Annotated in this window: 29 protein-coding genes; 15 read left to right on the top strand and 14 right to left on the bottom strand. The window is 64.3% G+C overall.

Annotation, left to right across the window (positions count from 1 at the left end; genetic code table 11):
- The first annotated feature begins 7 nt into the window (after nucleotides 1-7).
- Nucleotides 8-766: a GNAT family N-acetyltransferase gene (locus QM801_RS03180; protein ID WP_415017763.1), complete on the top strand. Its 759-nt coding sequence runs from the start codon at nucleotides 8-10 to the stop codon at nucleotides 764-766.
- On the opposite strand, the gene trhA is transcribed toward QM801_RS03180, so the two are convergent.
- Nucleotides 757-1,407 (bottom strand): PAQR family membrane homeostasis protein TrhA, encoded by a 651-nt coding sequence (gene trhA, locus QM801_RS03175; protein WP_415017762.1) that lies wholly within the window; start codon nucleotides 1,405-1,407, stop codon nucleotides 757-759. The two genes, QM801_RS03180 and trhA, sit on opposite strands and share 10 nt — an antisense overlap.
- A 101-nt stretch (nucleotides 1,408-1,508) precedes the next feature.
- Between trhA and QM801_RS03170 the strand changes: the two genes are divergently transcribed.
- From QM801_RS03170 to QM801_RS03160, 3 genes are all read left to right on the top strand, one after another.
- Nucleotides 1,509-2,126 (top strand): LysE family translocator, encoded by a 618-nt coding sequence (locus QM801_RS03170; protein WP_415020885.1) that lies wholly within the window; start codon nucleotides 1,509-1,511, stop codon nucleotides 2,124-2,126.
- 61 nt (nucleotides 2,127-2,187) lie between these two features.
- Nucleotides 2,188-2,877 carry a polysaccharide deacetylase family protein gene (locus QM801_RS03165; protein WP_415020884.1) on the top strand — a complete coding sequence of 230 codons (690 nt, stop codon included), beginning with the start codon at nucleotides 2,188-2,190 and terminating at the stop codon, nucleotides 2,875-2,877.
- A 75-nt stretch (nucleotides 2,878-2,952) separates the two neighbouring features.
- Complete coding sequence (locus tag QM801_RS03160) at nucleotides 2,953-4,338, top strand: aminotransferase (protein ID WP_415017761.1); 1,386 nt, start codon at nucleotides 2,953-2,955, stop codon at nucleotides 4,336-4,338.
- An 84-nt stretch (nucleotides 4,339-4,422) separates the two neighbouring features.
- Here QM801_RS03160 and QM801_RS03155 read toward each other — a convergent pair whose 3' ends face one another.
- The 4 genes from QM801_RS03155 to pdxH all read right to left on the bottom strand — a co-directional run bounded on the left by QM801_RS03155 (nucleotide 4,423) and on the right by pdxH (nucleotide 7,755).
- On the bottom strand, nucleotides 4,423-5,151 hold the full coding sequence (locus tag QM801_RS03155; RefSeq protein WP_415017760.1) for an EF-hand domain-containing protein: 729 nt from the start codon (nucleotides 5,149-5,151) through the stop codon (nucleotides 4,423-4,425).
- Between the two features lie 86 nt (nucleotides 5,152-5,237).
- Nucleotides 5,238-6,383: a trans-sulfuration enzyme family protein gene (locus tag QM801_RS03150; RefSeq protein WP_415017759.1), complete on the bottom strand. Its 1,146-nt coding sequence runs from the start codon at nucleotides 6,381-6,383 to the stop codon at nucleotides 5,238-5,240.
- Nucleotides 6,376-7,119: an SDR family NAD(P)-dependent oxidoreductase gene (locus QM801_RS03145; protein WP_415017758.1), complete on the bottom strand. Its 744-nt coding sequence runs from the start codon at nucleotides 7,117-7,119 to the stop codon at nucleotides 6,376-6,378. Before QM801_RS03145 ends, QM801_RS03150 begins: the two co-directional genes overlap by 8 nt.
- A gap of 3 nt (nucleotides 7,120-7,122) precedes the next feature.
- On the bottom strand, nucleotides 7,123-7,755 hold the full coding sequence (pdxH, locus tag QM801_RS03140; protein ID WP_415017757.1) for a pyridoxamine 5'-phosphate oxidase: 633 nt from the start codon (nucleotides 7,753-7,755) through the stop codon (nucleotides 7,123-7,125).
- 162 nt (nucleotides 7,756-7,917) lie between these two features.
- Here pdxH and fabI point away from each other — a divergent pair, with 162 nt between their 5' ends.
- Genes fabI through aroC form a run of 3 tightly spaced genes read left to right on the top strand, consistent with a single transcriptional unit; the run spans nucleotide 7,918 to nucleotide 10,430 of the window.
- Nucleotides 7,918-8,742, top strand: coding sequence for an enoyl-ACP reductase FabI (gene fabI, locus QM801_RS03135; RefSeq protein WP_415017756.1), 825 nt, complete (start codon nucleotides 7,918-7,920; stop codon nucleotides 8,740-8,742).
- A complete protein-coding gene (locus tag QM801_RS03130; RefSeq protein ID WP_415017755.1) occupies nucleotides 8,732-9,334 on the top strand; it encodes a histidine phosphatase family protein in 603 nt (200 codons plus the stop codon). Before fabI ends, QM801_RS03130 begins: the two co-directional genes overlap by 11 nt.
- Before the next feature lie 10 nt (nucleotides 9,335-9,344).
- Nucleotides 9,345-10,430, top strand: a complete 1,086-nt coding sequence (gene aroC / locus QM801_RS03125) for a chorismate synthase (protein ID WP_415017754.1) — start codon at nucleotides 9,345-9,347, stop codon at nucleotides 10,428-10,430.
- Between the two features lie 4 nt (nucleotides 10,431-10,434).
- Here aroC and QM801_RS03120 read toward each other — a convergent pair whose 3' ends face one another.
- The 3 genes from QM801_RS03120 to QM801_RS03110 are packed head-to-tail and all read right to left on the bottom strand — an operon-like array spanning nucleotide 10,435 to nucleotide 12,388.
- Nucleotides 10,435-11,169 carry a TlyA family RNA methyltransferase gene (locus QM801_RS03120; protein ID WP_415017753.1) on the bottom strand — a complete coding sequence of 245 codons (735 nt, stop codon included), beginning with the start codon at nucleotides 11,167-11,169 and terminating at the stop codon, nucleotides 10,435-10,437.
- Nucleotides 11,166-11,411 (bottom strand): exodeoxyribonuclease VII small subunit, encoded by a 246-nt coding sequence (locus tag QM801_RS03115; RefSeq protein WP_415017752.1) that lies wholly within the window; start codon nucleotides 11,409-11,411, stop codon nucleotides 11,166-11,168. The genes QM801_RS03120 and QM801_RS03115 overlap by 4 nt, the downstream gene beginning before the upstream one ends.
- A complete protein-coding gene (locus QM801_RS03110) occupies nucleotides 11,408-12,388 on the bottom strand; it encodes a histone deacetylase family protein (protein WP_415017751.1) in 981 nt (326 codons plus the stop codon). Before QM801_RS03110 ends, QM801_RS03115 begins: the two co-directional genes overlap by 4 nt.
- A gap of 47 nt (nucleotides 12,389-12,435) precedes the next feature.
- Here QM801_RS03110 and QM801_RS03105 point away from each other — a divergent pair, with 47 nt between their 5' ends.
- A complete protein-coding gene (locus QM801_RS03105) occupies nucleotides 12,436-13,359 on the top strand; it encodes an L-threonylcarbamoyladenylate synthase (protein WP_415017750.1) in 924 nt (307 codons plus the stop codon).
- Between the two features lie 4 nt (nucleotides 13,360-13,363).
- A complete protein-coding gene (locus QM801_RS03100) occupies nucleotides 13,364-14,776 on the top strand; it encodes an FAD-binding oxidoreductase (protein WP_415017749.1) in 1,413 nt (470 codons plus the stop codon).
- Nucleotides 14,777-14,779: 3 nt separating this feature from the next.
- Here QM801_RS03100 and QM801_RS03095 read toward each other — a convergent pair whose 3' ends face one another.
- Nucleotides 14,780-15,475 (bottom strand): SOS response-associated peptidase, encoded by a 696-nt coding sequence (locus tag QM801_RS03095; RefSeq protein WP_415017748.1) that lies wholly within the window; start codon nucleotides 15,473-15,475, stop codon nucleotides 14,780-14,782.
- Here QM801_RS03095 and QM801_RS03090 point away from each other — a divergent pair.
- The gene (locus QM801_RS03090) at nucleotides 15,474-15,893 is read left to right on the top strand and encodes an NUDIX hydrolase (RefSeq protein ID WP_415017747.1); all 420 of its coding nucleotides are present in this window, start codon (nucleotides 15,474-15,476) and stop codon (nucleotides 15,891-15,893) included. The genes QM801_RS03095 and QM801_RS03090 overlap by 2 nt on opposite strands.
- Before the next feature lie 173 nt (nucleotides 15,894-16,066).
- Nucleotides 16,067-16,270, top strand: coding sequence for a hypothetical protein (locus QM801_RS03085; RefSeq protein WP_415017746.1), 204 nt, complete (start codon nucleotides 16,067-16,069; stop codon nucleotides 16,268-16,270).
- Here QM801_RS03085 and QM801_RS03080 read toward each other — a convergent pair whose 3' ends face one another.
- Genes QM801_RS03080 through QM801_RS03065 form a run of 4 tightly spaced genes read right to left on the bottom strand, consistent with a single transcriptional unit; the run spans nucleotide 16,271 to nucleotide 19,669 of the window.
- Nucleotides 16,271-16,729: a GNAT family N-acetyltransferase gene (locus QM801_RS03080; RefSeq protein WP_415017745.1), complete on the bottom strand. Its 459-nt coding sequence runs from the start codon at nucleotides 16,727-16,729 to the stop codon at nucleotides 16,271-16,273. It abuts the gene before it with no gap.
- Nucleotides 16,730-16,737: 8 nt separating this feature from the next.
- On the bottom strand, nucleotides 16,738-17,292 hold the full coding sequence (locus QM801_RS03075; RefSeq protein WP_415017744.1) for a helix-turn-helix domain-containing protein: 555 nt from the start codon (nucleotides 17,290-17,292) through the stop codon (nucleotides 16,738-16,740).
- Nucleotides 17,293-17,337: 45 nt separating this feature from the next.
- The gene (locus tag QM801_RS03070; RefSeq protein ID WP_415017743.1) at nucleotides 17,338-18,330 is read right to left on the bottom strand and encodes an MDR family oxidoreductase; all 993 of its coding nucleotides are present in this window, start codon (nucleotides 18,328-18,330) and stop codon (nucleotides 17,338-17,340) included.
- A gap of 1 nt (nucleotide 18,331) precedes the next feature.
- Nucleotides 18,332-19,669, bottom strand: a complete 1,338-nt coding sequence (locus QM801_RS03065) for a dihydroorotase (RefSeq protein WP_415017742.1) — start codon at nucleotides 19,667-19,669, stop codon at nucleotides 18,332-18,334.
- Nucleotides 19,670-19,734: 65 nt separating this feature from the next.
- On the opposite strand from QM801_RS03065, the gene QM801_RS03060 reads away from it, so the two are divergent.
- From QM801_RS03060 to QM801_RS03045, 4 genes are read left to right on the top strand one after another with little or no spacing between them, the layout of a single operon-like run.
- Nucleotides 19,735-20,559 (top strand): YgfZ/GcvT domain-containing protein, encoded by an 825-nt coding sequence (locus tag QM801_RS03060; protein WP_415017741.1) that lies wholly within the window; start codon nucleotides 19,735-19,737, stop codon nucleotides 20,557-20,559.
- Nucleotides 20,556-21,143, top strand: coding sequence for a DNA-3-methyladenine glycosylase I (locus tag QM801_RS03055; RefSeq protein WP_415017740.1), 588 nt, complete (start codon nucleotides 20,556-20,558; stop codon nucleotides 21,141-21,143). Before QM801_RS03060 ends, QM801_RS03055 begins: the two co-directional genes overlap by 4 nt.
- Nucleotides 21,140-21,748: a hydrolase gene (locus tag QM801_RS03050; RefSeq protein WP_415017739.1), complete on the top strand. Its 609-nt coding sequence runs from the start codon at nucleotides 21,140-21,142 to the stop codon at nucleotides 21,746-21,748. The genes QM801_RS03055 and QM801_RS03050 overlap by 4 nt, the downstream gene beginning before the upstream one ends.
- Nucleotides 21,745-22,251: a tyrosine phosphatase family protein gene (locus QM801_RS03045; RefSeq protein WP_415017738.1), complete on the top strand. Its 507-nt coding sequence runs from the start codon at nucleotides 21,745-21,747 to the stop codon at nucleotides 22,249-22,251. The genes QM801_RS03050 and QM801_RS03045 overlap by 4 nt, the downstream gene beginning before the upstream one ends.
- 331 nt (nucleotides 22,252-22,582) lie before the next feature.
- Here QM801_RS03045 and QM801_RS03040 read toward each other — a convergent pair whose 3' ends face one another.
- On the bottom strand, nucleotides 22,583-23,470 hold the full coding sequence (locus QM801_RS03040) for a cell wall hydrolase (RefSeq protein ID WP_415017737.1): 888 nt from the start codon (nucleotides 23,468-23,470) through the stop codon (nucleotides 22,583-22,585).
- Nucleotides 23,471-23,549: the final 79 nt, after the last annotated feature.

Below are 23,549 nucleotides of genomic sequence, written 5' to 3'. Positions count from 1 at the left end.
TCCGACCATGGATCATGTTGACGACATCTCCCTGACGCGCAGCCTCGAAGAGAGGCTGGTCAATGTCTGGCCTGCCGTGACGACACTGATGATGGACGGCTGGGTGGTGCGCTTTGCCAACGGTTACTCCGGCCGCGCCAATTCCGCCTCTGCGCTTGTCCCCGGTGCCACGGTGAACCTGCCGCTCCTCACCCAGATCGAAGCCCTCTACCGCGCCGAAGGCCTCAAGCCGCAGTTCCGCATCTCCCCTCTCGCAGGCAATGGCGTGGAGGCCTTTCTCCTCGCCCATGGCTACCGGGTGAAGGACGAAGCCCTCTCGATGACGGTTCCCCTTGACGGATCCGTCGCCTCCGACCCGCGCGTGCGGCTGGCGACGTCGTACGAGTCCGCATGGCTCGAAGGCATTTCGTCCCGGCAGGAGGAATCCAAGCGTTCACCCGCCAACCTCCTCGCCATCGTCTCGCGCGTCAAGCTGCCCTTTGCCTGCGCCACGCTCCATGAGAACGGCACCGATCTCGGCTTCGCCTATTCGGCGATCGATCGTGGCTTTGCCGAAATCGGGCTGGTGATGGTGGATGAAAAGACACGCGGCAAAGGCCTTGGCGGGGCGATCATGACCTCGCTCATGCAGTGGGCCGCAACGCAAGGCGCAACCCACGCCTTCCTGCAGGTAGATACCAACAATACCCCTGCCCTCAGATTGTATGAGTCACTCGGCTTCCGCCGCGCCTACCGCTACCGCACGCTGGTCAAGGATCAGGGATAGAGCGCTGCGATGCCGACGAACTGGCAGGCCGCAGCGGCCACCACAAAGCCGTGCCAGATGGCATTCTGGAACTTGAGCCGCTCCCACAGGTAGAGCGGCACGCCGGCGGAATAGATGACGCCGCCCACTGCGATCAAAACCAATGTGAGCGCCGGCAGCGATTGCACCAGCGTCTTTCCGGCAAAGACCCCGACCCAGCCCAGCGCGAGGTATATGACCACGGCAAGCATATCGAGGCGGCCCGGCATCAACACCTTCAGAAGAATTCCAAACACCGCGCCACCCCAGACGATTGCAGCAAGCGGTAGAGACCATGCGGGGGGAAGCTGCACGAGGATGGGCGTATAGGTTCCGGCAATCATCACATAGATTGCGGAGTGATCGAAGCGCCGCAGGATCCACTTCAACGGGGACACCGGTGTGAGATTGTAAGCTGCGGAGAAGCTCAGCATCGCCACCAGCGAGAGAACATAAACGGCAAGAGCCGCGATCTGCGCCCCGCCGCTGCTGCCGAAGGTACGTGCCAGCATGTAGCCCCCGGCGATCAAGGCCGCGACGATGGCGCCGCCGTGGACGATGGCATCTGCCAGCACTTCTTCGCGGCCATAGGGCCTCTGATGGGGAACGGGGTTCGCAACCATGGACGCAATCTGGCAAGCGATTCCGCATGCGTCAAATGACAATGCGCTTCGTCAACCAGCATGACATTGACGACGCAGCGGGCAAGGTTCACAAAGCAGTCATGTCCATCGAACATTATCTCGCCTTCGTCACCGCCACGATGATCCTTCTGGTCATTCCGGGGCCCACGATTCTGCTCGTTGTCTCCTATGCGCTTGGCCAAGGCTGGCGAGCAGCCCTGCCCACGGCCATCGGCGTGGCGCTCGGCGATTTCACGGCGATGACACTGTCACTCTTCGGCGTGGGTGCCCTGCTCTTGGCCTCTGCGAGCCTCTTTACCGTGCTCAAGTGGATTGGCGCTGCCTATCTGTTCTGGCTGGGCTTCAAGCTGTTCCGCGCAGGCGGCACGCTCGATGCAAAACCCATCGAAGGAAAAAGCCCAGCCCTCAAGATGGTGGGTCACGCCTGGCTGGTGACGGCGCTCAACCCCAAGAGCATCACCTTCTTTGTGGCCTTCGTCCCACAGTTTGTTGATCGCAGCGCCCCATTCGCGCCACAGGCCGCCATCATGGTGGCGACATTCGTCGTCCTCGCCTTTGCCAATGCTTTCACTTATGCCTTTGCCGCGTCCCGCGCCCGCAAGACCTTTGCCAACCCCAAGGCGATCAAGGCCTTCAACCGCACCGGAGGCACGCTGCTGATGGGGGCCGGTGTTGCCACCGCCGTCATCCGCACCTGATCGTTACGTGAAAGCGCGCTCCCTCCTTTCCGCTCTTGCCGTTGCCGGCCTCGCCCTGGCGATGCCCGCCTTGGCCGATGGCGTCACCACACCGAAGCTGCACGTGCACACAGGGGCCGGCAGCCAGCGCGTTGCCCTCACGCTCGATGCCTGCATGGGCACCACCGACGAGCGCATCCTGCAGACCCTGGTCGATCACAGGATCAAGGCCACCATCTTCGCGACCGCCCGCTGGATTAGGCGTAACCCCGCCGCCGTCGCGCAGTTGAATGCCCACCGCGACCTCTTCCGGGTGGAGAACCACGGCGCCAATCATTACGCCGCCGTCTACAATCCGGGCCGCGTCTTCGGCGTGCGCACCGTGGGAGATGCCGCAGGACTTCACGCGGAAGTTCAGAATGGTGCCGCCGCCGTCACCGCCGCCACCGGCCGCAAGCCCGAATGGTTCCGCGGCGCCACCGCCGAGTACAGCGGCACGGCACTGCAGGACATTTCGGCCATGGGCGAGAAGGTTGCAGGCTTCTCGGTCCTGGGCGATGGCGGCGCAATGTTCTCGGCGGGCTTCACGGCAAAGCGCATTGCCTCCGCCCGGGATGGCGACGTGATCATCGCCCACATCAACCAGCCCAAAAAACCGGCAGGAAGCGGCGTCGTTCAGGGCATTCTCGCCCTGCAGGCCAAGGGCTTCATTTTCGTCTGGCTCGACGACGCCGTTCCACAAGCCAGCCATGCCCGGACGGCGCATCGCTGATTTGTCCGGAAACTGGACTCCTGTTCCCGGCCTGCAATCATGCTATGCGACAAGGCCCGAACCAATGAGGTTTCCATGACCCAGCTTTCCAACATGGCCGTGCGCGACATCGAAACGGTCATCCATCCCTATACCAATCTCGCCCGCCACCGCGAGACCGGCCCCCTCATCCTCAACGAGGGCAAGGGCATCTATCTCTATGACGAAAAGGGAAAGCGTTACATCGAAGGCATGGCCGGCCTGTGGTGCACGGCGCTGGGCTACGGCAACATGGAAGTGGCAGAAGCAGGCGCCGAGGCACTGCGCCGCGTCTCCTTCACCCACGCCTTCTCCGGCAAGTCCCATGACGGCTTGATCGAGCTCTCCGAGAAGCTGAAGGAGATCTCGCCCGTTCCGACCTCGAAGGTTCTGTTCGGCACCTCCGGCTCGGAAGCCAACGACATGCAGGTCAAGCTGACGTGGTATTACAACAACGCCCGCGGCAAGCCCGAGAAGAAGAAGATCATCAGCCGCATCCGCGGCTATCACGGCGTCACCATCGCGTCTGCCTCCATGACAGGCCTGCCCTGGGTTCACGGCGATTTCGACCTGCCGATCAAGAACATCCTCCACACCTCCTGCCCGCACCACTACCGCTTCGGCCACGAGGGCGAGACGGAAGAGGAATTTGCAAGCCGCATGGCGAAGGACCTCGAGGACATGATCCTGCGGGAAGGCCCCGAGACCGTGGCAGGCTTCATCGCCGAACCGATCATGGGTGCCGGTGGCGTGATCACGCCGCCCAAGACCTATTTCGACAAGGTCAGCGCCATTCTCGAGAAGTATGACGTGCGCTTCATTGCCGACGAAGTGATCTGCGGCTTCGGCCGCACCGGCAACTGGTTCGGCACCCAGACCTACAAGATGAAGGCCCACTCCATTTCCATGGCGAAGGCCATCACCTCTGCCTACTTCCCCATGTCGGCTCTCACCATCGAGGAAGACCTCTATCAGGCGATGCTGGACCAGAGCCGCAAGCTCGGCACCTTCGGCCACGGCTACACCTACACGGCGCACCCGGTGGGCTGCGCCATCGCCCTCAAGGTGATCGAGATCTACCAGCGCGACAAGGTGATGGAGAACGCCGCCAAGGTTTCGAACGTCTTCCAGACGCGCCTCAAGGCGCTCGCCGATCATCCGCTGGTGGGCGAAGCCCGCGGCGAAGGCCTGATCGGTGCGGTCGAGCTCGTCGCCGACAAGAAGACCAAGCGCAGCTTCGACTTCAAGAAGGGCGTTGGCCCCCTGGCGCTCAAGATGATGGAAGAGATGGGCCTCATCGTCCGCAACGTGCAGGACACCATCGCCTTCTGCCCGCCACTCATCATTACCACGGAAGAAGTCCACGCCATGTTCGACATCGTGGAGAAGGGCCTCGACCAACTCGAAGGCCACGTGCGCAAGGAAAACCTGCGCACCGCCTGATCGGCTCACATCTGAAACGATTGAACCCGCCCCGGATCGCTCCGGGGCGGGTTCTTCTTGCCAGCTTCACTCAACCAGGAAATCTCAATTCATGCGCTGGGCGCGGAATTCCCAGGGCGTGACCTTTCCGTCCTTGTCGGTGTCAGCGGCGGCAAAGCGGGCCTTCGCCTCGGCGAAGAATTCCTGCTTGCTCAGGCTTCCGTTCTTGTCGGTATCAAGGGCGGCGAACTTGTCGGCCCGCACCTTCTGCACGGCGGCTGCTTCATCGCTGCTGAGGCCGAGCCAGGCGCGCCAGCCGCCGCCCTGCTTCATGCCGCGGCCGCGCGGACCGGAGGTGAACTCGTCCTGGCTCACGCTGCCGTCGCCGTTGCTGTCGATCCGCGAGAACATGCGATCGGCAAGCGCGGCGGCTTCGTCGTCACCGATGGCACCATCGCCATTGCTGTCGAGCATCGCCATCATGCGGCCACCGCCACGGCCCTCGCCCATCATGCGGCCACGGCCTTCGCCGTCACCAACGCCCCAGCGGGCATGGCGGCCTTCACCACCGCCGCAATTGCCACGGGCCCAGCCGTGATGACCACCCATGCGGTGGCCCCACATGCCCGCGCCGCCGTCATCGTCGCCGCCACCGGCGGCCATGTCGTCAGGCGGCGGGCCATCCGGGCCGGCATCGGGGCCCGCCGGCGGCTGCGCGTTCTGGACGGGAGGTTGCGGAGGGGTGGGCGTTGCGTTCTGCGCGAGAACCGGAACGGCCGCGAGAACGGTTGCGCCGAGCAGCAGTCCGGCGAGAATTTTTGCAGGGGTCTTCATGGGGCTTCTCCACTGTTGAGATACCCCTAAGACGGCGGGCTGCGGGAAATCCGTCGCTTCACTTCAAGAGAAAACGTCCATCTCCGTCAGAGGCGGTCAAGTGCCTGTGAAAGATCGGCAATCAGGTCGTTGACGTTTTCGATGCCGATGGAGAACCGCACCAGATTGTCGGGCACCGGGCTGTCCGGACCCTCGATCAGCTTGCGGTGTTCGGCGAGGCTCTCTGGCCCGCCGAGCGAAGTGGCCGGCGTCACCACCTTCATCAGCGTGCAGAAGCGCTTGGCGCCCTCGAAATCGCTGCGGAGCAGGAAGCTCATCATGCCGCCGAAACCGTCGGTCATCTGTCTGCGGGCAATCTCGTAGCCGGGGTGCGTGGCAAGGCCCGGATAAAGAACACGCTCGACCTTGGGATGGCTGGAGAAATGCCGCGCGATGGCCTTGGCATTGGCGGAAGCTTCGCGGAAGCGCACGAAGAGCGTGCGCAAGCCCCGCATCAGCAACCAGCATTCGAAGGGCGCAAGCGGCGCACCCGTGCGCGTGCGCGCCGTCTGGATCTGGGCCCAGCGCTCGTTCGCTTCGCGGGTAATGAGCGCACCGGCGAGGACATCGGAATGTCCGTTCAGATATTTCGTCACGGAATGGAAAACGATGTCGGCGCCCAACGTGAGCGGACGCGTGGTCACTGCGGCGGTTGCCGTGGCATCGACACCGAGGATGGCGCCCGACTCATGGGCAATCGCTGCGGTGGCCGCGATGTCGATGACATCCCACATGGGGTTTGACGGCGTCTCGATCCAGACGAGATCAGTCTTGCCCGGACGCATCGCGGCGCGGAGCGCATCCGTGTCTGTCATGTCGATCAGGGAGAGCGCAATACGCCCCTTGTCGGCGAGCGACTTCAGCCAGACGCGCACGCCGTAGTACATGTTGACTGGCGCAATTACATGCCCACCCATGGGAACGGACTCGACCACGCCTGCAATGGCGGCCATGCCTGAGGGATAGAGAAGGCAAGCGGCCCCCTCCTCCAGCGCGGCGACGAGCGCCTCCGCCTGATAGAGTGTCGGGTTGCCCGCGCGCTGGTAATCATCGGGCATGCGCTTCTCATAAGACTCGTTCCGCGCATAGGTGGAGGCGAGATAGAGGGGCGGCACCACGGCACCCGTCGCAGGCTCGATGGCGCGCAAGGCATGGGCCGCGATGGTTTCGGCCCGCAGCTTCTCGTTAGACATGCTGTCCGCCGTTGATGTGCAGTTCCGCCCCGTTCACGTAGGACGAGGCATCGGTGCAGAGGAAGTAGATGGCCTTCGCCACTTCCTCGGGCTGGCCGAGGCGGCGGAGCGGAATCTGCGGAATGATCTTCTCGGTGCCGGGCGAGAGAATGCTGGTCTCGATCTCGCCGGGCGAGATCGCATTGACGCGCACGCCGAGCGGCCCGAAGTCGTGCGCCATCTCGCGGGTGAGTGCGGCAAGCGCGGCCTTCGAGGTGGAATAGGCAGCACCGGCAAAGGGGTGCACTTTCGATCCCGCAATCGAGGTCACGTTGACGACGGCACCCTTCGCCGTCTTGAGTTCATCGAGCAGGCCGCGCGCCAGCATGATCGAGGCGAAGAAGTTGATCTGGAACACCGTCTTCCAGTCGTCTTCACTGGTGTCTATGGAGTTCATGCGCGCGCCGCCAGCGAGCTTCGGGCTGATGGCGGCATTGTTGATGAGCGCATCGAGACGCGAGCCGTGCGCCTTCAGCTTGTCGCGCATCACGGCAATCGCCTTGTGCGTATCCTCCGACGAGGCGAGATCAACCACGATGTGGTCTTCAGGTCCCGCATCCCACGGGCAGTCTTCCGGGAAGGGTTGCCGCGAACAGGTGATCACGCGCCAGCCGGCGGTGGAGAAGCGCTTCACGGTGGCGTGGCCGATGCCGCGCGAGGCGCCGGTGAGGATCAGGGTCTTGCGGGAGTCTGTCATGACTCAAGGATATAGACGCGCCTTGTTCCATTCGCCATCCGGCTTTTCACGCCGGAAGACAACCCGGTCATGCAGGCGGAAGGGGCGGTCGTGCCAGAACTCGATGGAGAGCGGCCGGATGCGGAAGCCTGACCAATAGGGCGGGCGCGGCACCTCACCCAGGGCATAGCGCGCGGTGGCCATGGCCACGGCCGTTTCCAGTTCGAAGCGGGCCTTGAGCGGCCGCGACTGCTGCGAGGCCCAGGCGCCGATCCGGCTGTCGCGCGGGCGGGACTTGAAATAGGCATCCGCCTCGGCATCGCTCACCGTTTCGACAAGGCCGCGGATGCGCACCTGGCGGCGCAGGGTCTTCCAATGGAAATTCAGGGCCGCCTTGCCGGTCGAGAGCAGCTCGTGGCCCTTCTGGCTTTCGAAGTTGGTGTAGAACACGAAGCCGCGCTCGCTGAAGTCCTTGAGCAGGACCATGCGGACGTTGGGCAGGCCTTCGTCATCCACGGTTGCAACAGACATGGCTTCCGGGTCGTTCGGCTCGCTCTTTTTCGCGTCTTCCATCCACTCGGCGAAGAGCTTGAAGGGATCGGTGCGCTCGGTGAAGCCGAGGGCGGCGGTCAGCGTGGTCAGTTCATTGAGGCTCATGCCGGTACCTTAATCACAGGACTGGACCGCCGTCAGCGCCAGAGCAGGCAAAAAATGGCAGTCCACAGGCAAATTCCTACGCTATTGCAAGCATCTGGATTGTTCCCGGACTTTGTGCCAAGACTCGCCCCATCCGTTTCTTTTCTGGGCAGAACAATAATCATGAACAATAACAAGGGCTTGATGGCCGGCAAGCGCGGCCTCATCATGGGCGTGGCCAACAACAGGTCGATCGCCTGGGGGATCGCCAAGGCCTGCGCCGACCAGGGCGCGGAGCTTGCCTTCACCTTCCAGGGTGACGCCCTCAAGAAGCGGGTGGAGCCTCTCGCAGCCGAAGTGAATTCGCCCATCGTGGTGCCCTGCGACGTGACCGACGCCGCCTCCATCGACGAAGCCTTCAAGGTGATCGAAAAGACCTGGGGCAAGCTCGACTTCCTCGTCCACGCCATCGCCTTCTCCGACAAGAACGAACTCGAAGGCCGCTACGTCGACACCAGCTCGGCCAACTTCGACAAGTCGCTCAACATTTCCTGCTACAGCTTCACCGCCGTGGCGCAGCGCGCCGAGAAGCTGATGAACGAGGGCGGTTCGATGATCACCCTCACCTATTACGGCGCGGAAAAGTGGATGCCCCACTACAACGTCATGGGCGTGGCCAAGGCGGCCCTCGAAGCGTCCGTCCGCTACATGGCCGCCGACCTCGGCCCCAAGAACATCCGCGTCAACGCCCTCTCGGCGGGTCCCATCAAGACACTGGCCGCCGCCGGCATCGGCGACTTCCGCTACATTCTCAAGTGGAACGAATACAACGCGCCGCTCCGCAAGACGGTCACCATCGAGGAAGTGGGTGATGCCGGCATGTTCCTCTGTTCCAACCTCAGCCGCGGTGTGACGGGTGAAGTGCTTCACGTGGATGCCGGTTACCACGTCGTCGGCATGAAGGTCCCGACCGCGCCGGACATGACGCTCCACAAAGATGGCGACTGATCACGCCCTTCCCATCATCTATGTCCGCCACGGCGAAACCGACTGGAATGCCCAGGGCCTCATCCAGGGCAGCATCGACACGGAGCTGAACGCCAAGGGCCATGCCCAGGCACAGGCCGTGGCCGCGCTCCTCGCCACCCATCGCAGCGACTGGACGCGTTTCGAGATCATCGTCTCACCGCAACTCCGCGCACGCCAGACGGCGGAGCATATCGTGCGGGCGCTCGGCCGCGAGATCGACGGGCTCGAACCCCATGTGCGTGAGTTGGGCTTCGGCATCTGGGAGGGAAAGCCCTTCTGGGAACTGAAGGACTCGCCCGTTTACCCCGCCGATCCGGAGGGGCGCTTCTTCTGGCGTCCGGAAGGCGGCGAGAGCTACGAGGACGGCGTTGCCCGCGTGAACACGTGGCGGGCCTCCCTCACCCGGCCCACGCTGGTCATTTCCCATGGTGCCGTTGGCCGTTGCCTGATGGGCGCGGTTGCAGGCCTCGGCCCCCGCGAAATCGTCGGCCTGCCCACGCCGCAGGGCGCCTATTGCCGGCTCGAGAACGGCCGCATCGCCTGGTTTGACGGTGTGAACGATCCCGCCTAATCAGGTCCCCATGTCGCACAACACATTCGGCCACCTCTTCCGCGTCACCACTTTCGGTGAAAGCCACGGACCTGCCATCGGCGCCGTCGTGGACGGCTGCCCGCCCGGGCTGCTTCTGACCGAGGCCGATATCCAGAGCTACCTCGACAAGCGCCGCCCCGGCCAGTCGCGCTTCACCACCCAGCGCCAGGAACCGGATTCGGTGAAGATTCTCTCCGGCGTCTTCGAGGACGACCGCAGCAACGGCCAGCGCACCACCGGCACGCCGATCATGCTGATGATCGAGAATGTCGACCAGCGCTCCAAGGACTATAGCGAGATCCGCGACAAGTACCGCCCCGGTCATGCCGACCTCACCTATGATGCGAAATACGGCATCCGCGACTATCGCGGCGGTGGGCGCTCCTCGGCGCGCGAGACGGCGAGCCGCGTCGCCGCCGGTGCCGTTGCCCGCAAGGTGATTCCGGGTGTGACGATCCGCGGCGCCCTCGTGCAGATGGGCCCTCACAAGATCGACCGCAAGAACTGGGACTGGAGCGAGGTGGACCGCAATCCCTTCTTCTGCCCCGATGCCAGTGCCGCCAAGATGTGGGAAGACTATCTCGACGGCGTGCGGAAATCAGGCTCCTCCATCGGCGCCGTCATCGAAGTCACCGCCTCGGGCGTTCCCGCCGGCTGGGGCGCGCCGATCTACGGCAAGCTCGACAGCGAACTGGCTTCCGCCATCATGAGCATCAACGCGGTCAAAGGCGTGGAAATCGGCGCAGGCTTTGCGGCCGCAGCGCTTTCCGGCGAAGACAACGCCGACCAGATCCGCATGCGCCACGGCAAGCCGGAGTTCCTCTCGAACAATGCGGGCGGCGTTTTGGGTGGCATCTCCACGGGTCAGGATGTGGTGGTGCGCTTCGCCGTGAAGCCCACCTCCTCCATCCTCACGCCGCGCCAGAGCATCACCAAGTCAGGCGAAGAGGCAGACGTCTTCACCAAGGGCCGTCATGACCCCTGCGTCGGCATCCGTGCCGTGCCGGTGGGCGAAGCCATGATGGCAATCGTGCTCGCCGACCAGTTCCTCCGCCACCGCGGACAGGTGGGCTGAAAGCTCACCCCTTGCGGGCAGCGATGAGGAATTCCCTGTTGCCGTCACCGCCTTCGACCGGCGACGGCGCGAGACCGAGCACGGTCCAGCCCGACGCCGTCAGAAAATTCGAGATCGTGCCGCAGACGGCCCCGTGAAGCGCCTCGTCGCGCACCACCCCTCCCTTGCCAATCGCCTCGCGGCCCACTTCGAACTGCGGCTTGATGAGGGCGATCAATTCGGTGCCGGGCTTCACGAGCGCAAGGATTGCAGGCAGCGCCACCAGGAGCGAGATGAAGCTGAGGTCGCTGACGATCAGCGACACATCTTCCGGCAAATCATCCGGTGTGATGTGGCGGACATTGAGTCCTTCCTTCAGCGTGACGCGCGAGTCAGCGGCAATCTCCGCCACCATCTGTCCATGCCCCACGTCGATTGCCGTCACGTGACGCGCACCGCGCTCCAACAGCACCTGCGTGAAGCCGCCCGTGGAGGCACCCAGATCGGCACAGGATTTTCCTTTGGGATCAATCGGAAAGACAGAAAATCCGTGAATCAGCTTCAAGGCCGCACGGGAGACATAGTGGGCGCTCTCATCGGCGAGCACGAGCACATCATCAGGCGTGACGGGCTGTGACGGCTTGCGGGCCGCAGTGCCGTTGACGCGCACGATGCCGCGCAGCACGGCGTCTCGCCCGCGCGCCCGGCTCTGCACCAGCCCGCGCGCAACCAATGCTTCGTCAAGCCTCTGTGACGTCACTCGACATCGAGGGGCGCACGGCCCGTGGGATTGCCCTTGGGATCGAGCGTGATCTTCTCGATCCGCGCTTCCGCCTCGCGCAGCTTCGCCTCGCAATGCTTGCGCAGCAGTTCGCCGCGCTCGTAGATCTTGATCGACTCCTCGAGGTCGACGCGCCCGCCTTCCAGACGCGCCACGATCTCTTCCAGCGCGGCAAGCGCCTTCTCGAAGGAGAGCGCGGCAATATCGTCAGGTGTGGTCATGTCTCGTCCTCGTCGTCTTCGGCGGATTGTTCCAGGGCTGCGGCCAGTGTCTCGCCATGCATCAGCGCATGGAGATGGACACCCACCGAGCCCGCCAGTCCCTGCAGGTCATAGCCCCCTTCCAGCACCGAAACAACGCGGCCCCGGGCATGGGTATCGGCCACCTCCATCAGGCGGAGCGTGGCCCAGGCGAAATCCTCCTCGGTGAGTTCGAGGCTGCCCAGCGGATCGCGCACATGGGCATCGAAGCCCGCCGAGATGATGAGGAGATCGGGCGAGAAATTCTCGAGCGCCGGAAGAATGATGTTGTTCATGGCCTCGCGGAATTGCACGCCGCCATCGCCTGCCCGCAGCGGCGCATTGAAGATGTTGCCCACGCCCGTCTCGCTCACCGCACCGGAACCCGGATAGAGCGGCATCTGGTGGGTGGAACCATAGAACATGTTGGGGTCGGCCCAGAAGATGTCCTGCGTGCCGTTGCCGTGATGCACGTCAAAATCGACGACCGCCACCCGCTCGGCATCGTAACGCTGGCGCGCGTGATAGGCGGCGATGGCGGCCTGATTGAAGAAGCAGAAGCCCATGGCGCGGTTCTGCTCGGCATGGTGTCCGGGCGGGCGCATGGCGCAGAAGGCATTCTCCGCTTCGGCACGGAACACCGCGTCGACGGCGGAGGTCGCGGCGCCAACGGCGCGCAAGGCCGCCTCCAGTGTATGCGCCGACATCACCGTATCGGGGTCGATGTATTCGAAGCCGCTCTCGGGGGCGACGGCCATGATCTTCTGCACATGCTCGGGCGAATGCGCCATGAGCAGCTGCTGCTCGATGGCGCGCGGCGCCTCCCGCCGCAGGGCTCCGGCAAAGTGCGGCGACTCCAGCACCGAATAGACCGCCTTGATGCGGTCGATGCGCTCGGGGTGGCCGGGCGGCGTTTCATGGCGAAGGCTGGACCGGTGGGTGTAAACGAGGGTGGTCATGGGCCTTGGTGTAGCCGAGGCCGTGCCCCGCTGCTATAGCGCGCGCCATGACCCGGGATGACGATATTGCACACGCTGCGGAGGTGCTGCGCCAAGGAGGCCTCGTCGCCTTCCCGACCGAGACCGTTTACGGTCTCGGGGCGGATGCCTGCAGCGATGTGGCGGTGGCCAAGGTCTTCGCCGCCAAGGGCCGGCCGCAGTTCAACCCGCTGATCGCCCATGTCTCCGATCTCGCTGCGGCGGAGGCGCTGGGCCAGTTCCCGCCCGCCGCCCGCAAGCTGGCGGAAGCCTTCTGGCCGGGGCCGCTCACCATCGTGGTGGAACGGACACCGACCTGCCCGGTTTCGCGGCTGGCCTCCGCCGGGCTCTCCTCGCTCGCGCTCCGCGTGCCCTCCCATCCGGTGGCGCTGGCCCTGCTCAAGGCTTTTGGCGGCCCCGTGGTAGCCCCCAGCGCCAATGCCTCGGGCAGGATCAGCCCCACCACCGCAGCCCATGTGCGGGCTTCGCTGGGAACGGGCGTCGACATGATCCTCGATGGCGGCCCAAGCCGCGTCGGGGTGGAATCGACCGTCATCAGCTTCCTCGACGGCACGCCCCGGCTGCTCCGCCCCGGCGGCCTCAGCCGCGACAAGATCGAAGCCTGCCTCGGCCAGCCGCTCTCCGCCGCCACGGCGGGCCCGCTCCATGCACCAGGGCAGCTCGAGAGCCATTACGCGCCACGCGCTTCCTTGCGCCTCAATGCCGATGCGCCGAAGCCGGGCGAAATCTATCTGGGCTTCGGCGGCCATGCCCATGGGCCACACACCCTCTCGGCCCGGGCCGACCTGATCGAGGCCGCCGCCAACCTCTTCAGCAAGCTGCATGAGATCGACGCGGGCGCGAGCGCCATCGCGGTTGCCCCCATTCCCGAAACCGGCCTCGGCGAGGCCATCAACGACCGCCTGCGCCGTGCCGCAGCGCCGCGGGGCTAAGACCATGCCGAAGCGCCCCACCCCGGAAACCCTCACCCGCTTCGCCGCCATCGTGGGCGAAAAGGGCGTGATCCGCGATCCGCAGACGCAGCAGCCCTATCTCGAGGAATGGCGGAACCTGTGGACCGGCAGGACGCCGCTCATCCTCAGGCCCGCCTCCACCGATGAGGTGTCGCGCATCATGGCGCTCGCCAGCGAAACCGAGACGGCGATCGTCCCCCAGTCCGGAAATACCGGCCTCGTCGGCGGGCAGATCCCCAACCCGGATGGCAGCGAGGTGCTGCTCTCCCTTGACCGCATGACGCGCATCCTCACCGTCGATGCCGAGGACTTCTCGATCACGGTGGAAGCAGGCGCCACGCTGGCAAGTGTACAGGCCGCCGCCGCCGAACACGACCGCCTCTTTCCGCTCTCCCTCGCCTCGGAAGGCTCCTGCCGGATCGGCGGCAACCTCGGCAGCAATGCTGGCGGCGTCAACGTCATCGCCTATGGCAATGCGCGCGATCTCTGCCTCGGCCTCGAAGTGGTGCTGGCCAACGGGCGGGTGCTGAGCCAGTTGCGTGCGCTCCGCAAGGACAACACTGGCTATGACCTCCGCAACCTCTTCATCGGCAGCGAAGGCACGCTCGGCATCATCACAAAGGCGGTGCTGAAACTCTTCCCGCGCCCGCGCCGCTACGACACCGCCTTCATCGCCGTGCCCTCGCCTGCCGCTGCGGTAACACTGCTTTCCCGCTTCAAGCAGCACGCCAACTCCGGTGTGGTTGCCTTTGAATTGATTCCGGAAATTGTCGTCACCTTCGTCACCAAGCACATGGGCGTGCGCAGTCCGCTGCCTGCGGGCTCGCCGTGGTTCGTGCTTGCCGAATTCGCCGACGCCGGCGAAAGCGCCATGGAAGACGCGCTTGCCGCCGCCCTCGATGAAGGCCTCGCAACCGATGCCGCCGTGGCCCAGACCGAAGCGCAGCGCCTCGCCTTCTGGGAGCTTCGCGAGAAGCTGTCGGACTCGCAGAAGTTCGAGGGCGGCTCGATCAAGCACGATGTCTCGGTGCCGGTCTCGCGCATTCCTGCCTTCATCGCGGAAGCCATTCCGGCGGTGGAGCGCTTCATGCCCGGCTGCCGCTTCATGTGCTTCGGCCACATCGGCGACGGCAACCTCCACTTCAACGTCTCGCAGCCCGTGGGCATGGACAAGCAGGCCTACCTCGGCCGCTGGGCCGAGATCAGCCACATCGTCCACGAGGTGGTGCTGGCCCATGGCGGATCGATTTCCGCCGAACACGGCATCGGCCAGTTGAAGCGCGAGGACATGCGCCGCATCAAGTCGGCGACGGAACTCGAGGTGATGTGGAGCCTGAAGCGGATGCTCGACCCCAAGGGCATCCTCAACCCCGGCAAGGTGCTGCCGAAGATCTAGCCGCTAGAGCAGGCTCATCTGCCCGCCACCGGAGGCTGCGGCAGGGGGCGGCGCCTTCGGCTTGGGCGGCGGCGCGTTGCGGGCAATCACCGTGGGTTCCATCTCGAAATAGTCATCCGCCGCGGGCTTCAGCAGCGGCACGATCTTCTCCGCATCCTCATCGGTGCAATCGAGCCACAGCGCGAAATCCTCGGGCCGGATGACGACAGGGCTGCGGGTGTGGATGGTCGCCACAAGGGCATTGGCCTCGGTGGTGATGATCGCCGCCGTCTCCAGTTCCGAGCCGTCAGCACCCAGCCAGTGCTCCCAGATGCCGGCGAAAGCCATCAGGCCGTGGTCCGGGCGATGGATGAAATAGGGCTTCTTCTTGCCCGGGATATCGCCTTCCCATTCGTAGAAGCCGTCCGCCGGAATGAGGCAGCGGCGGCGGCGGATGGCATTGCGGAAGGTGGGCTTCTCCAGCACCGTTTCCGAACGGGCGTTGATCAGCGGCTTCCCCGGCGCCACCTCCTTCGCCCAGGCGGGCACGAAGCCCCAGCGCACCAGCGCGAAGTGCCGGTTGGCCCGGCCCTGGCGGACGATCGCCATGGGGCCGCCCGGGGTGACATACTGGCGGGGCGGGAAGTCCGGCTCTTCCAGGTAGTTGAAAAGCGTACGAGTCTCTTCCGGTGAGCGCCTGAAGCTGTAAAGTCCACACATGTCCCCACAGTCTAACACCACCGCCCCCCTCATCAAAGCAGCCTCGGCGTGCGTCTGGCGCGACGGCAGGGTGCTGCTGGCGCGGCGTGGGAAAGTGCTGGGCCAGGGCACCTGGGCCTTCCCCGGGGGCCGGGTGGAGCCGGGCGAAACCGCGCTGGAAGCGGCTCACCGGGAACTGATGGAGGAAACGGGCGTCTCCGCCGACCTGCAGCAGATGATCGGCGAGTTCCGCATCACCACGGCGGAAGCGACCTTCCACATCATCAGCTTCACGGGCTTCTACACGGGCGGCGACGCCGTGGCCGCAAGCGACAGCGATGCAGTCGCTTGGGTCCTGCCGGAGGAGCTTAACACCTACCGCCTCTCGCAGAACATCGAGGCCGCGGTGAAGCGCGCACGCACCTTGCTATCGCTTTGAAGAAAATTCCGTTTCCAGCGTTAACCTTCAATTAAGGGATGACTTCGCGGGCAGGCCTCTAACTGCTATGGTCCATTTACCGACGACGACCCGCTGACCTCACTGCCCCTGCGAACATGCTCAAGCTCGATCAAAAGACAGCCGCTTCATTGCCCTCCAAAGACGCGAAACAAGTGGCGCTGCGCTACATTCTCGAGGCTTGGGAAGAGGCAGTCTATGACGGCCTCGATCCCGATGCCGTTGCCACTGCCGCGATCTTCGCGGCCCTCTCCGACATGATTGCCGTCTATGGCGAGGAACCGGTTGCGCAGATGTGCGCACGCCTCCCCGAGCGCATCCGCCACGGTGAGTTCACCGTAATGAAGACCAAGCAGTAATCAGATTTCCATCGTCATGAAGGTGCTGTTCGGATCAGGCTTGTAGCCTGCGAACGGCGCGCATTCGCTGAAGCCGTGGCGCGTGTAGAGTGCGCGGGCCGGCGCAAAGAAATCGAACGAGCCCGTTTCGAGATAAAGCCGCGACAGCCCTGCCCGCTTCGCTTCGCCGATGAGATGCGTGAGGATGGCGGAGCCCACACCCGATCTTCGCGCCGTCTTCAGCGTGTGCATGGACTTGATCTCGCCCTCGCTCGCCGACATGCGCTTGAGCGCGCCCACACCCATCAGCGTATCGCCATCCCACGCCGACCAGAACGAGATGTCCGCCTCCTTCAGGCGGGAGAGATCGAACACATGCGCCGAGCCCTTGGGCGTCACGGAGATGTTGGTGTCGAAGTGAAAGCGCAGCATGGCGATCACCTGTTCGTTGTCGAGTCCGCCTCTTTCAATGCGCAACATGGTTGTCCTCACACCACAAAGATCAGATAGCGCGCGCCCTTGTCGGACGCCGCGAAGGATGTCTTTCCGAAAAGCTTCACGCGCAGGCTGTCGCCCGCGGCAAGATCGAAGGATTGCCCGCCAGCGGTGAAGGTCATGGCGCCCTCGAGCATGACGAAATAGTGCTCGATCCCCACCCGCGGCTCGCGGTCATAGGTGATGGTGGCGCCGGGCTTCAGTTCGCCCTGCACCACTTCGCCGGCATAGCCATGGGCGGGTGGCACCACGGCGCGGCGGGTGAAGCCGGACGTTCGATCCTGCCACACCGGCTGGTCCTTGGCGTGCAGAACGGCGGGACCCTCGCCCTCCACCATCAGCATCAGCCGCGACATGGTGAGGCCATAGGCAGCACAGAGCTTGCCCAGCACCTGCGCCGTGGGGCTGACCTCGGCATTCTCAAGACGTGAAAGTGTGGCCCGGCTCACTCCGCTCGCCTCGGCCAATGCCTCAAGCGAAAAGCCGCGCTCGATCCGCAGCGCCTTGAGCCGCTCCGCCAGCTTCTGGTCTGAATCCGCGTTGTTCATATACGGGAAATTCTCCCGAATATGAGAGGAAGTCAAGAGCTGTGATCAGCCCCGCACATCGACCACGACGCGGCCCCTGATCTTGCCCGCCACGATGTCGGCGGCCACCCGCGGCACGTCATCGAGCTTCACGTGGGTGGTAAGCGCCGTGAGCTTGCTCTTGTCGAGATCGCGCGCGATGCGCTTCCAGCAGGCAATGCGGCGCGGCTGCGGTGTCGAGACCGAGTTCACGCCGACGAGTTTCACGCCGCGCAGGATGAAGGGCGCCACCGAGGTGGGCAGGTCCATGCCGCCTGCGAGGCCCGTTGCGGCCACTGCGCCTTCCGGCAGCACCTGGGAAATGGCATTGGCGAGCATCACCGATCCAACGGTATCGACCACGCCTGCCCAGCGCGCCTTGGCGAGCGGCTTCACCGGGCCCTGCAGTTCCTTGCGATCGATGATGGACGTGGCGCCGAGCGACTTGAGGAAGGCCTCCTCCTCCGGGCGGCCCGTGGCGGCCACCACGTTGAAACCGAGCTTGGAGAGGATGGCGACAGCGGTCGACCCCACGCCGCCTGCCGCACCGGTCACCAGCACTTCGCCCTGCGAGGGCACCACGCCCTGCTCTTCCAGCGCCATCACGCAGAGCATGGCGGTGTATCCTGCCACGCCCACGGCCATGGCATCGGCTGTGGTGTAGCCCTCCGGCAGCGGCACCAGCCAGTCTCCATTGACGCGCGCCACTTCGGAGAAGCCGCCGTAGTGGCCCTCGCCCACACCCCAGCCGCCGAGCACTACCTTGTCGCCCGGCTTCCAGTCAGGGTGCATAGACGATCGCACGGTGCCGGCAAGATCGATACCGGGAATGAGCGGCCAGCGCCGGATGATCGGCCCCTTGCCGGTGATGGCGAGGCCATCCTTGTAGTTCACCGAGGAGTGCGCCACGTCGATGGTGACATTGCCCTCCATCAGGTCAGCCTCGGTGAGGCGGACGAACTCCACCTTCTGGCCGTCATCTGTCTTGCTCACGAGGATGGCACGAAACGGTTCGCTCACGTCACTTCTCCGGGCTCAGGGCTTCAAGGAATTGGGCAGGCTGGCCCGTGGCAGGCCCCAGGATTTCGCCCTGCCACATCACGCAGCGGCCGCGCACGAAGGTGCCAACGGGCCAGCCGATCACGCGCTCGCCGTCATAGGGCGTCCACTGGCTGCGGCTTTCGATCCAGTTGTTGCGAATGGTTTCCGTGCGCGACAGGTCGACGATGGTGAAGTCTGCATCATAGCCTTCCATGATGCGGCCCTTGCGGACGAGGCCGAAGATGCGCTGCGGACCATGCGCCGTGAGGTCGACAAAGCGTTCGAGCGTCAGGCGGCCGTGGTTCACATGGGTCAGCATCATCGGCACCAGCGTCTGCACGCCCGTCATGCCTGAGGGCGATTGCGGATAGGGCTTGGCCTTCTCTTCCAGCGTATGCGGCGCATGGTCTGATCCCAGCACATCGACGAGTCCGGAGTTGATCGCTGCCCACAACGCCTCACGGTGGCGCTTGTCGCGCACCGGCGGATTCATCTGCAGCTTGGCGCCAAGCCGCGCGTAGTCATCAGCCGAAAGCGTGAGATGATGCGGCGTCACCTCCACCGTCGCCACATCACGGTGCGCCGCCAGCAGCGGCAATTCCTCCGCCGTCGAAATATGCAACACATGAATGCGCTTGCCGTGCTTGCGGGCAATGCGCAGCAGCCGCGTGGTGCAGAGCACCGCCGCCTCCACGTCGCGCCAGACGGGATGGCTCGCGGCATCGCCCGCCACTTGGAAACCCACGCGGTCGCGCAGGCGGAATTCATCCTCGCTGTGGAAGGCGGCACGGCGCGTCAGCCGCGAGATGATGGCTTCCAGCCCTTCGTCATCATCCACCAACAGATCACCGGTGGATGATCCGGCAAAGACCTTGATACCGGCCGAGGCCTCGAGCTTCTCCAGCGCCGGGATCGCCTCCACATTCTCCCGCGTGCCGCCCACGTAGAAGGCGAAGTCGCAGAACATGCGGTTGCGGGCGCGCGACACCTTGTCGGCCAGCGCCTCCGGACCTGTGGTGGTGGGCTTGGTGTTGGGCATCTCGAACACCAGCGTCACCCCGCCTGCGACGGCGGCACGGCTGCCGGTTTCGAGGTCTTCCTTGTGAACGGGGCCGGGTTCGCGGAAATGCACCTGGCTGTCGATCACGCCGGGCAGGATGTGCAACTTCCGGCAGTCCCGCACCTCGGCGGCCACAAGGCCGGAGACATCCCCCACCGCCACGATCCGCCCCTTGTCGATGGCGATGTCGCGGATCCCCGTGCCATCCTGATTGACCACGGTTCCGCCCTTGAGGATGAGATCAATCTGCCGTGACATGGACAGCCTTTCTTGATTGCAGTTCAAGGCTTTCGTAAAGGTGTTGTTCAACCGACGCAAGGCACATGGCTTCACCTTTCGCAGCACAAACCCTCACCTCCCGCGCCGTCATCCGGCTGGCGGGCGAAAGCCCGTTGGACTTCCTGCACAACCTGCTCACCTGCCAGCTTGCGGGCCTGCCCGAACGCAGCTGGGCCTATGGCGCCCTGCTCTCGGCACAGGGCAAAATCCAGCACGATGTCTTCGTCATCCATGAGGGCGGAACCGTGTTCGTGGATTGTGCGGCGTCACAAACGAACGGCCTTCTGCAGAAGCTCAAGCTCTACCGCTTGCGCGCCAAGATCGACATCGCTGCCGACGAAACCCTCGCCGTTGCAGTGGGCACCGGCAATGGACTGGCCGCGCCCGATCCGCGGCGTCCTGCCATGGGACTTCGCGCTCTCGTTCCCAAGGGCAGCCTGCCCACGGGCGAAGGCTACGATGCGCATCGCATCGCCAATGGTTTGGCCGACAGCGATGCCGACATCGGCGAGAACCAGCTCTTCCCGCATGAGGCGAACTTCGACCTGCTGCAGGGCGTGAGCTTCACCAAGGGCTGCTACATCGGCCAGGAAGTGGTCTCCCGCATGCAGCACCGCGGCACGGCCCGGAACCGCATCCTTCCGGTGACGGGCGCGGCGTCGCTGCCAGCGAAAGGCAGCGAAATCCGGAGCGGCGAAACGCTTGTGGGTGAAATGCTTTCGTCCAAGGGCAATGCCGGTCTTGCCCTCATCCGCCTCGACCGGCTGGCCGAGGCAACCGCACCGCTGCTGACAGATGCTGTCACCCTCTCGGTTCACAAGCCGGACTGGATGACGATAGCAATCACCATTCCGGATGCCGCCCGATGACCCTTGAACCCCATGCCGACGGGAAGTTCCGCTGCCCCTGGTGCGGCACCGATGAGCTTTACGTGCACTATCACGACACCGACTGGGGCGTGCCGGAATATGATTCCCGCGCCCTTTTCGAGAAGCTCATTCTCGATGGTTTCCAGGCGGGCCTGTCGTGGATCACCATCCTGAGGAAGCGCGAGAATTTTCGCGCCGCTTTCGATCGCTTCGAGCCTCAGAAGATCGCGCGCTACGATGCCCGCAAGATCGCCAGGCTGATGAATGATCCCGGCATCGTCCGCAACAAGCTGAAGATCGAAGCCGCCATCAGCAGCGCGCAGGCCTATCTCGAGATCGAGGATTTCTCGGGCTACCTCTGGGGTTTCATCGACGGCAAGCCGGTGCAGAACGCGGTGCGCAGCATGAAGCAGGTTCCGGCCGAAACGCCGCTTGCCCAGAAGATCTCCAAGGATCTGAAGAAGCGCGGCTTCCGCTTCGTGGGGCCGACGATCGTCTATGCCTTCATGCAGGCCTGCGGCCTCGTCAACGATCACCTCGTTGAATGCCACCGCCACGACGCGGTGAAGAAGCTCGCGCGATGAACGGCGCTCCGCCCCGTGCATGGCAGCGCATGCTGTCGGGCCGCAGGCTCGACCTGCTCGATCCTTCGCCGCTCGACATCGAGATCGAGGACATCGCCCACGGTCTTGCCCGCGTCGCCCGCTGGAACGGACAGACGCGTGGCGACCACGCCTTTTCCGTGGCCCAGCATTGCGTCGTTGTGGAAGCGATCTTCGCACACCTCAATCCCGCCGCGAACGTGCCCGAGCGGCTGACCGCCCTCCTCCACGATGCGCCGGAATATGTGATCGGCGACATGATCTCGCCCTTCAAGGCAGCGCTCGGCGTCGACTACAAATCCTTCGAGAACAGGCTGCTGGCCGCCATTCACCTGCGCTTCGGCCTGCCCGCCGTTCCGCGCAGCGACCTCGTTGACCAAATCAAGCAGGCCGACCGTGTCGCCGCCTATCTCGAGGCCACGCAACTCGCAGGCTTTTCGGTTGACGAAGCACGCCGCTTCTTCGGCAGCCCGCGCGGCCTCACCGGCCTTGCGCCGGAATTCAGCCACGCGCTTTCGCCCTTGCCTGCAACCAAAGCCGCATCGCAATATCTCGCGGCCTTCGTCACACTGCAGGGCAAGCCATGATCATCGTCACAAGCCTCCGCGACTCGCACGCGCAACTTGCCGCGCACCAGGCGAAGCGCGCCATCAGCATCCTCAGCCCCGATACGCCGCACCCGGATTTTCCGTCGCTTGCGCAAGGCCAGCATCTCCGCCTCACCTTTCATGACGTGATCGCCGACGGCGGCGGGCTGGAAGGACCCAAGATGCGCGATGCCGAACGCCTCGTGGAATTCATTTCGGCGTGGGATCAATCGGCGCCGCTCCTCATCCACTGCTGGGCCGGGATCAGCCGCTCCACCGCAGCGGCCTTCACCGCCATGTGCCTGTTGCGGAAGAGCGAAGACGAAATGGACCTCGCGAGCGAACTCCGCGAGGCCTCGCCGTCGGCCACGCCGAACCGCCTGATCGTCTCGCAGGTCGATCAGATCCTCGGCCGTGACGGCCGCATGGTGAAGGCGGTTGCCGCGATCGGCCGTGGCGCCGACGCCTTCGAAGGCCGGCCCTTCACGGTGCGGGTGAGGTAGTTTTGAACCTGTGATCCACTCAAGCTGGATTCCGGCTCGCGCGCGACATCTCGCTTCGCTCGATCACGGCGCGCGTCCGGAATGACGGGTTGAAAGAGATGACACTTGTTTATGTCGTCACCCCCGCGAAGGCGGGGGCCCAGCTTCTTATTTCGAACGAGCCATCCGCCAAAGCTGGATTCCGGCTCGCGCGCGACATCTCGCTTCGCTCGATCAGGTGCTGCGTCCGGAATGACGGTGGTGGAGGCGAGGTGCCCAAAGGGCGGATGAAGGTGTTTCAAAACACAAAAGGCGCCACGGGGGCGCCTTTGGACGTCGGATCAGGAAACGATCAGCCGTCAGAGTAGAAGATGTGCGAGCCGATCTTCACGAGCTTGCGCATGCTCTTGGCCCAGCGCGGTTTCACGTAGTCGGCGTGATAGTTGGTGGCGGTGCTCATGGCCGAACCCATGTTCACTTCGCCGCTGATCGCCTTCTGGGCGATGCGCTTGGAACGGGCCCAGGCGTCCGGGCTCTTCACGTCATCGGGAAGGCCGTCACAGGCGAAGGAGAACTGGCAGGAGTTGCGGCGCTGCGAGCCCTGATAGACCACGCCACAGATCGACTTCGGATATTGCGGATCCTTGACGCGGTTGAGGATCACCTTGGCGACCGCGAGCTGGCCCATTTCCGATTCGGAACGGGCTTCGAAATAGACCGCGCGGGCGAGGCAGTTTTCCTCGGCGAGCTGGATGCGGCGCTTGGCCTGGTCCTGCTTGCGCTTGGCCTTGGAGGCACCGGAATCATCGTCGTCGGCAATTGCATTGCCGTTGCTGTTCATGTTGGCCAGAGCCAGCTTCTTGACGGCCTTGGCGGAGACATCCTGTTCGGCCTTCAGGTTGACCGAGGCCGGTTCGATGTGAATGAGCTTGTCCTTGGCGTTCTTCTTCTTCGCGCCGGTGACGGGCATGCCGTCGTCGGTGAGGGCTGCGACCTTGCCGGAGGCCGGCATCACGAGGTCACCCTTGCCGTCCGGCTGCACGGTCTGCTTGCGAAGCTGGGCCAGGGCCGCCGACTGGAAAGTCTGGTCTTCCGGCAGAAGCGAGCTTTTGCTTGCCAATTCCGTGGTCTGCGGAAGCGAGGGAAGCCCCGGAAGGCTCCCCATGGAGGCTTCCGCGGTGTGGGCCGATGCATTCTGACCAATGTAGTGACCGGCGAAGGCGAAGGCGGCGATCAACATGATGCCACCAAACACGATCGGCGAATACTCGGACAATGCGCTGCGGGGTTCTTCGAACTCCAGATCAAAGGAGTTGTCA

The sequence above is a fragment of the Aestuariivirga sp. genome (genome assembly GCF_047600585.1).
Lineage (GTDB): Bacteria > Pseudomonadota > Alphaproteobacteria > Rhizobiales > Aestuariivirgaceae > Aestuariivirga.
Note: the sequence above shows the minus strand (reverse complement) of the source record. Positions and strands in the feature narration are given on the sequence as shown.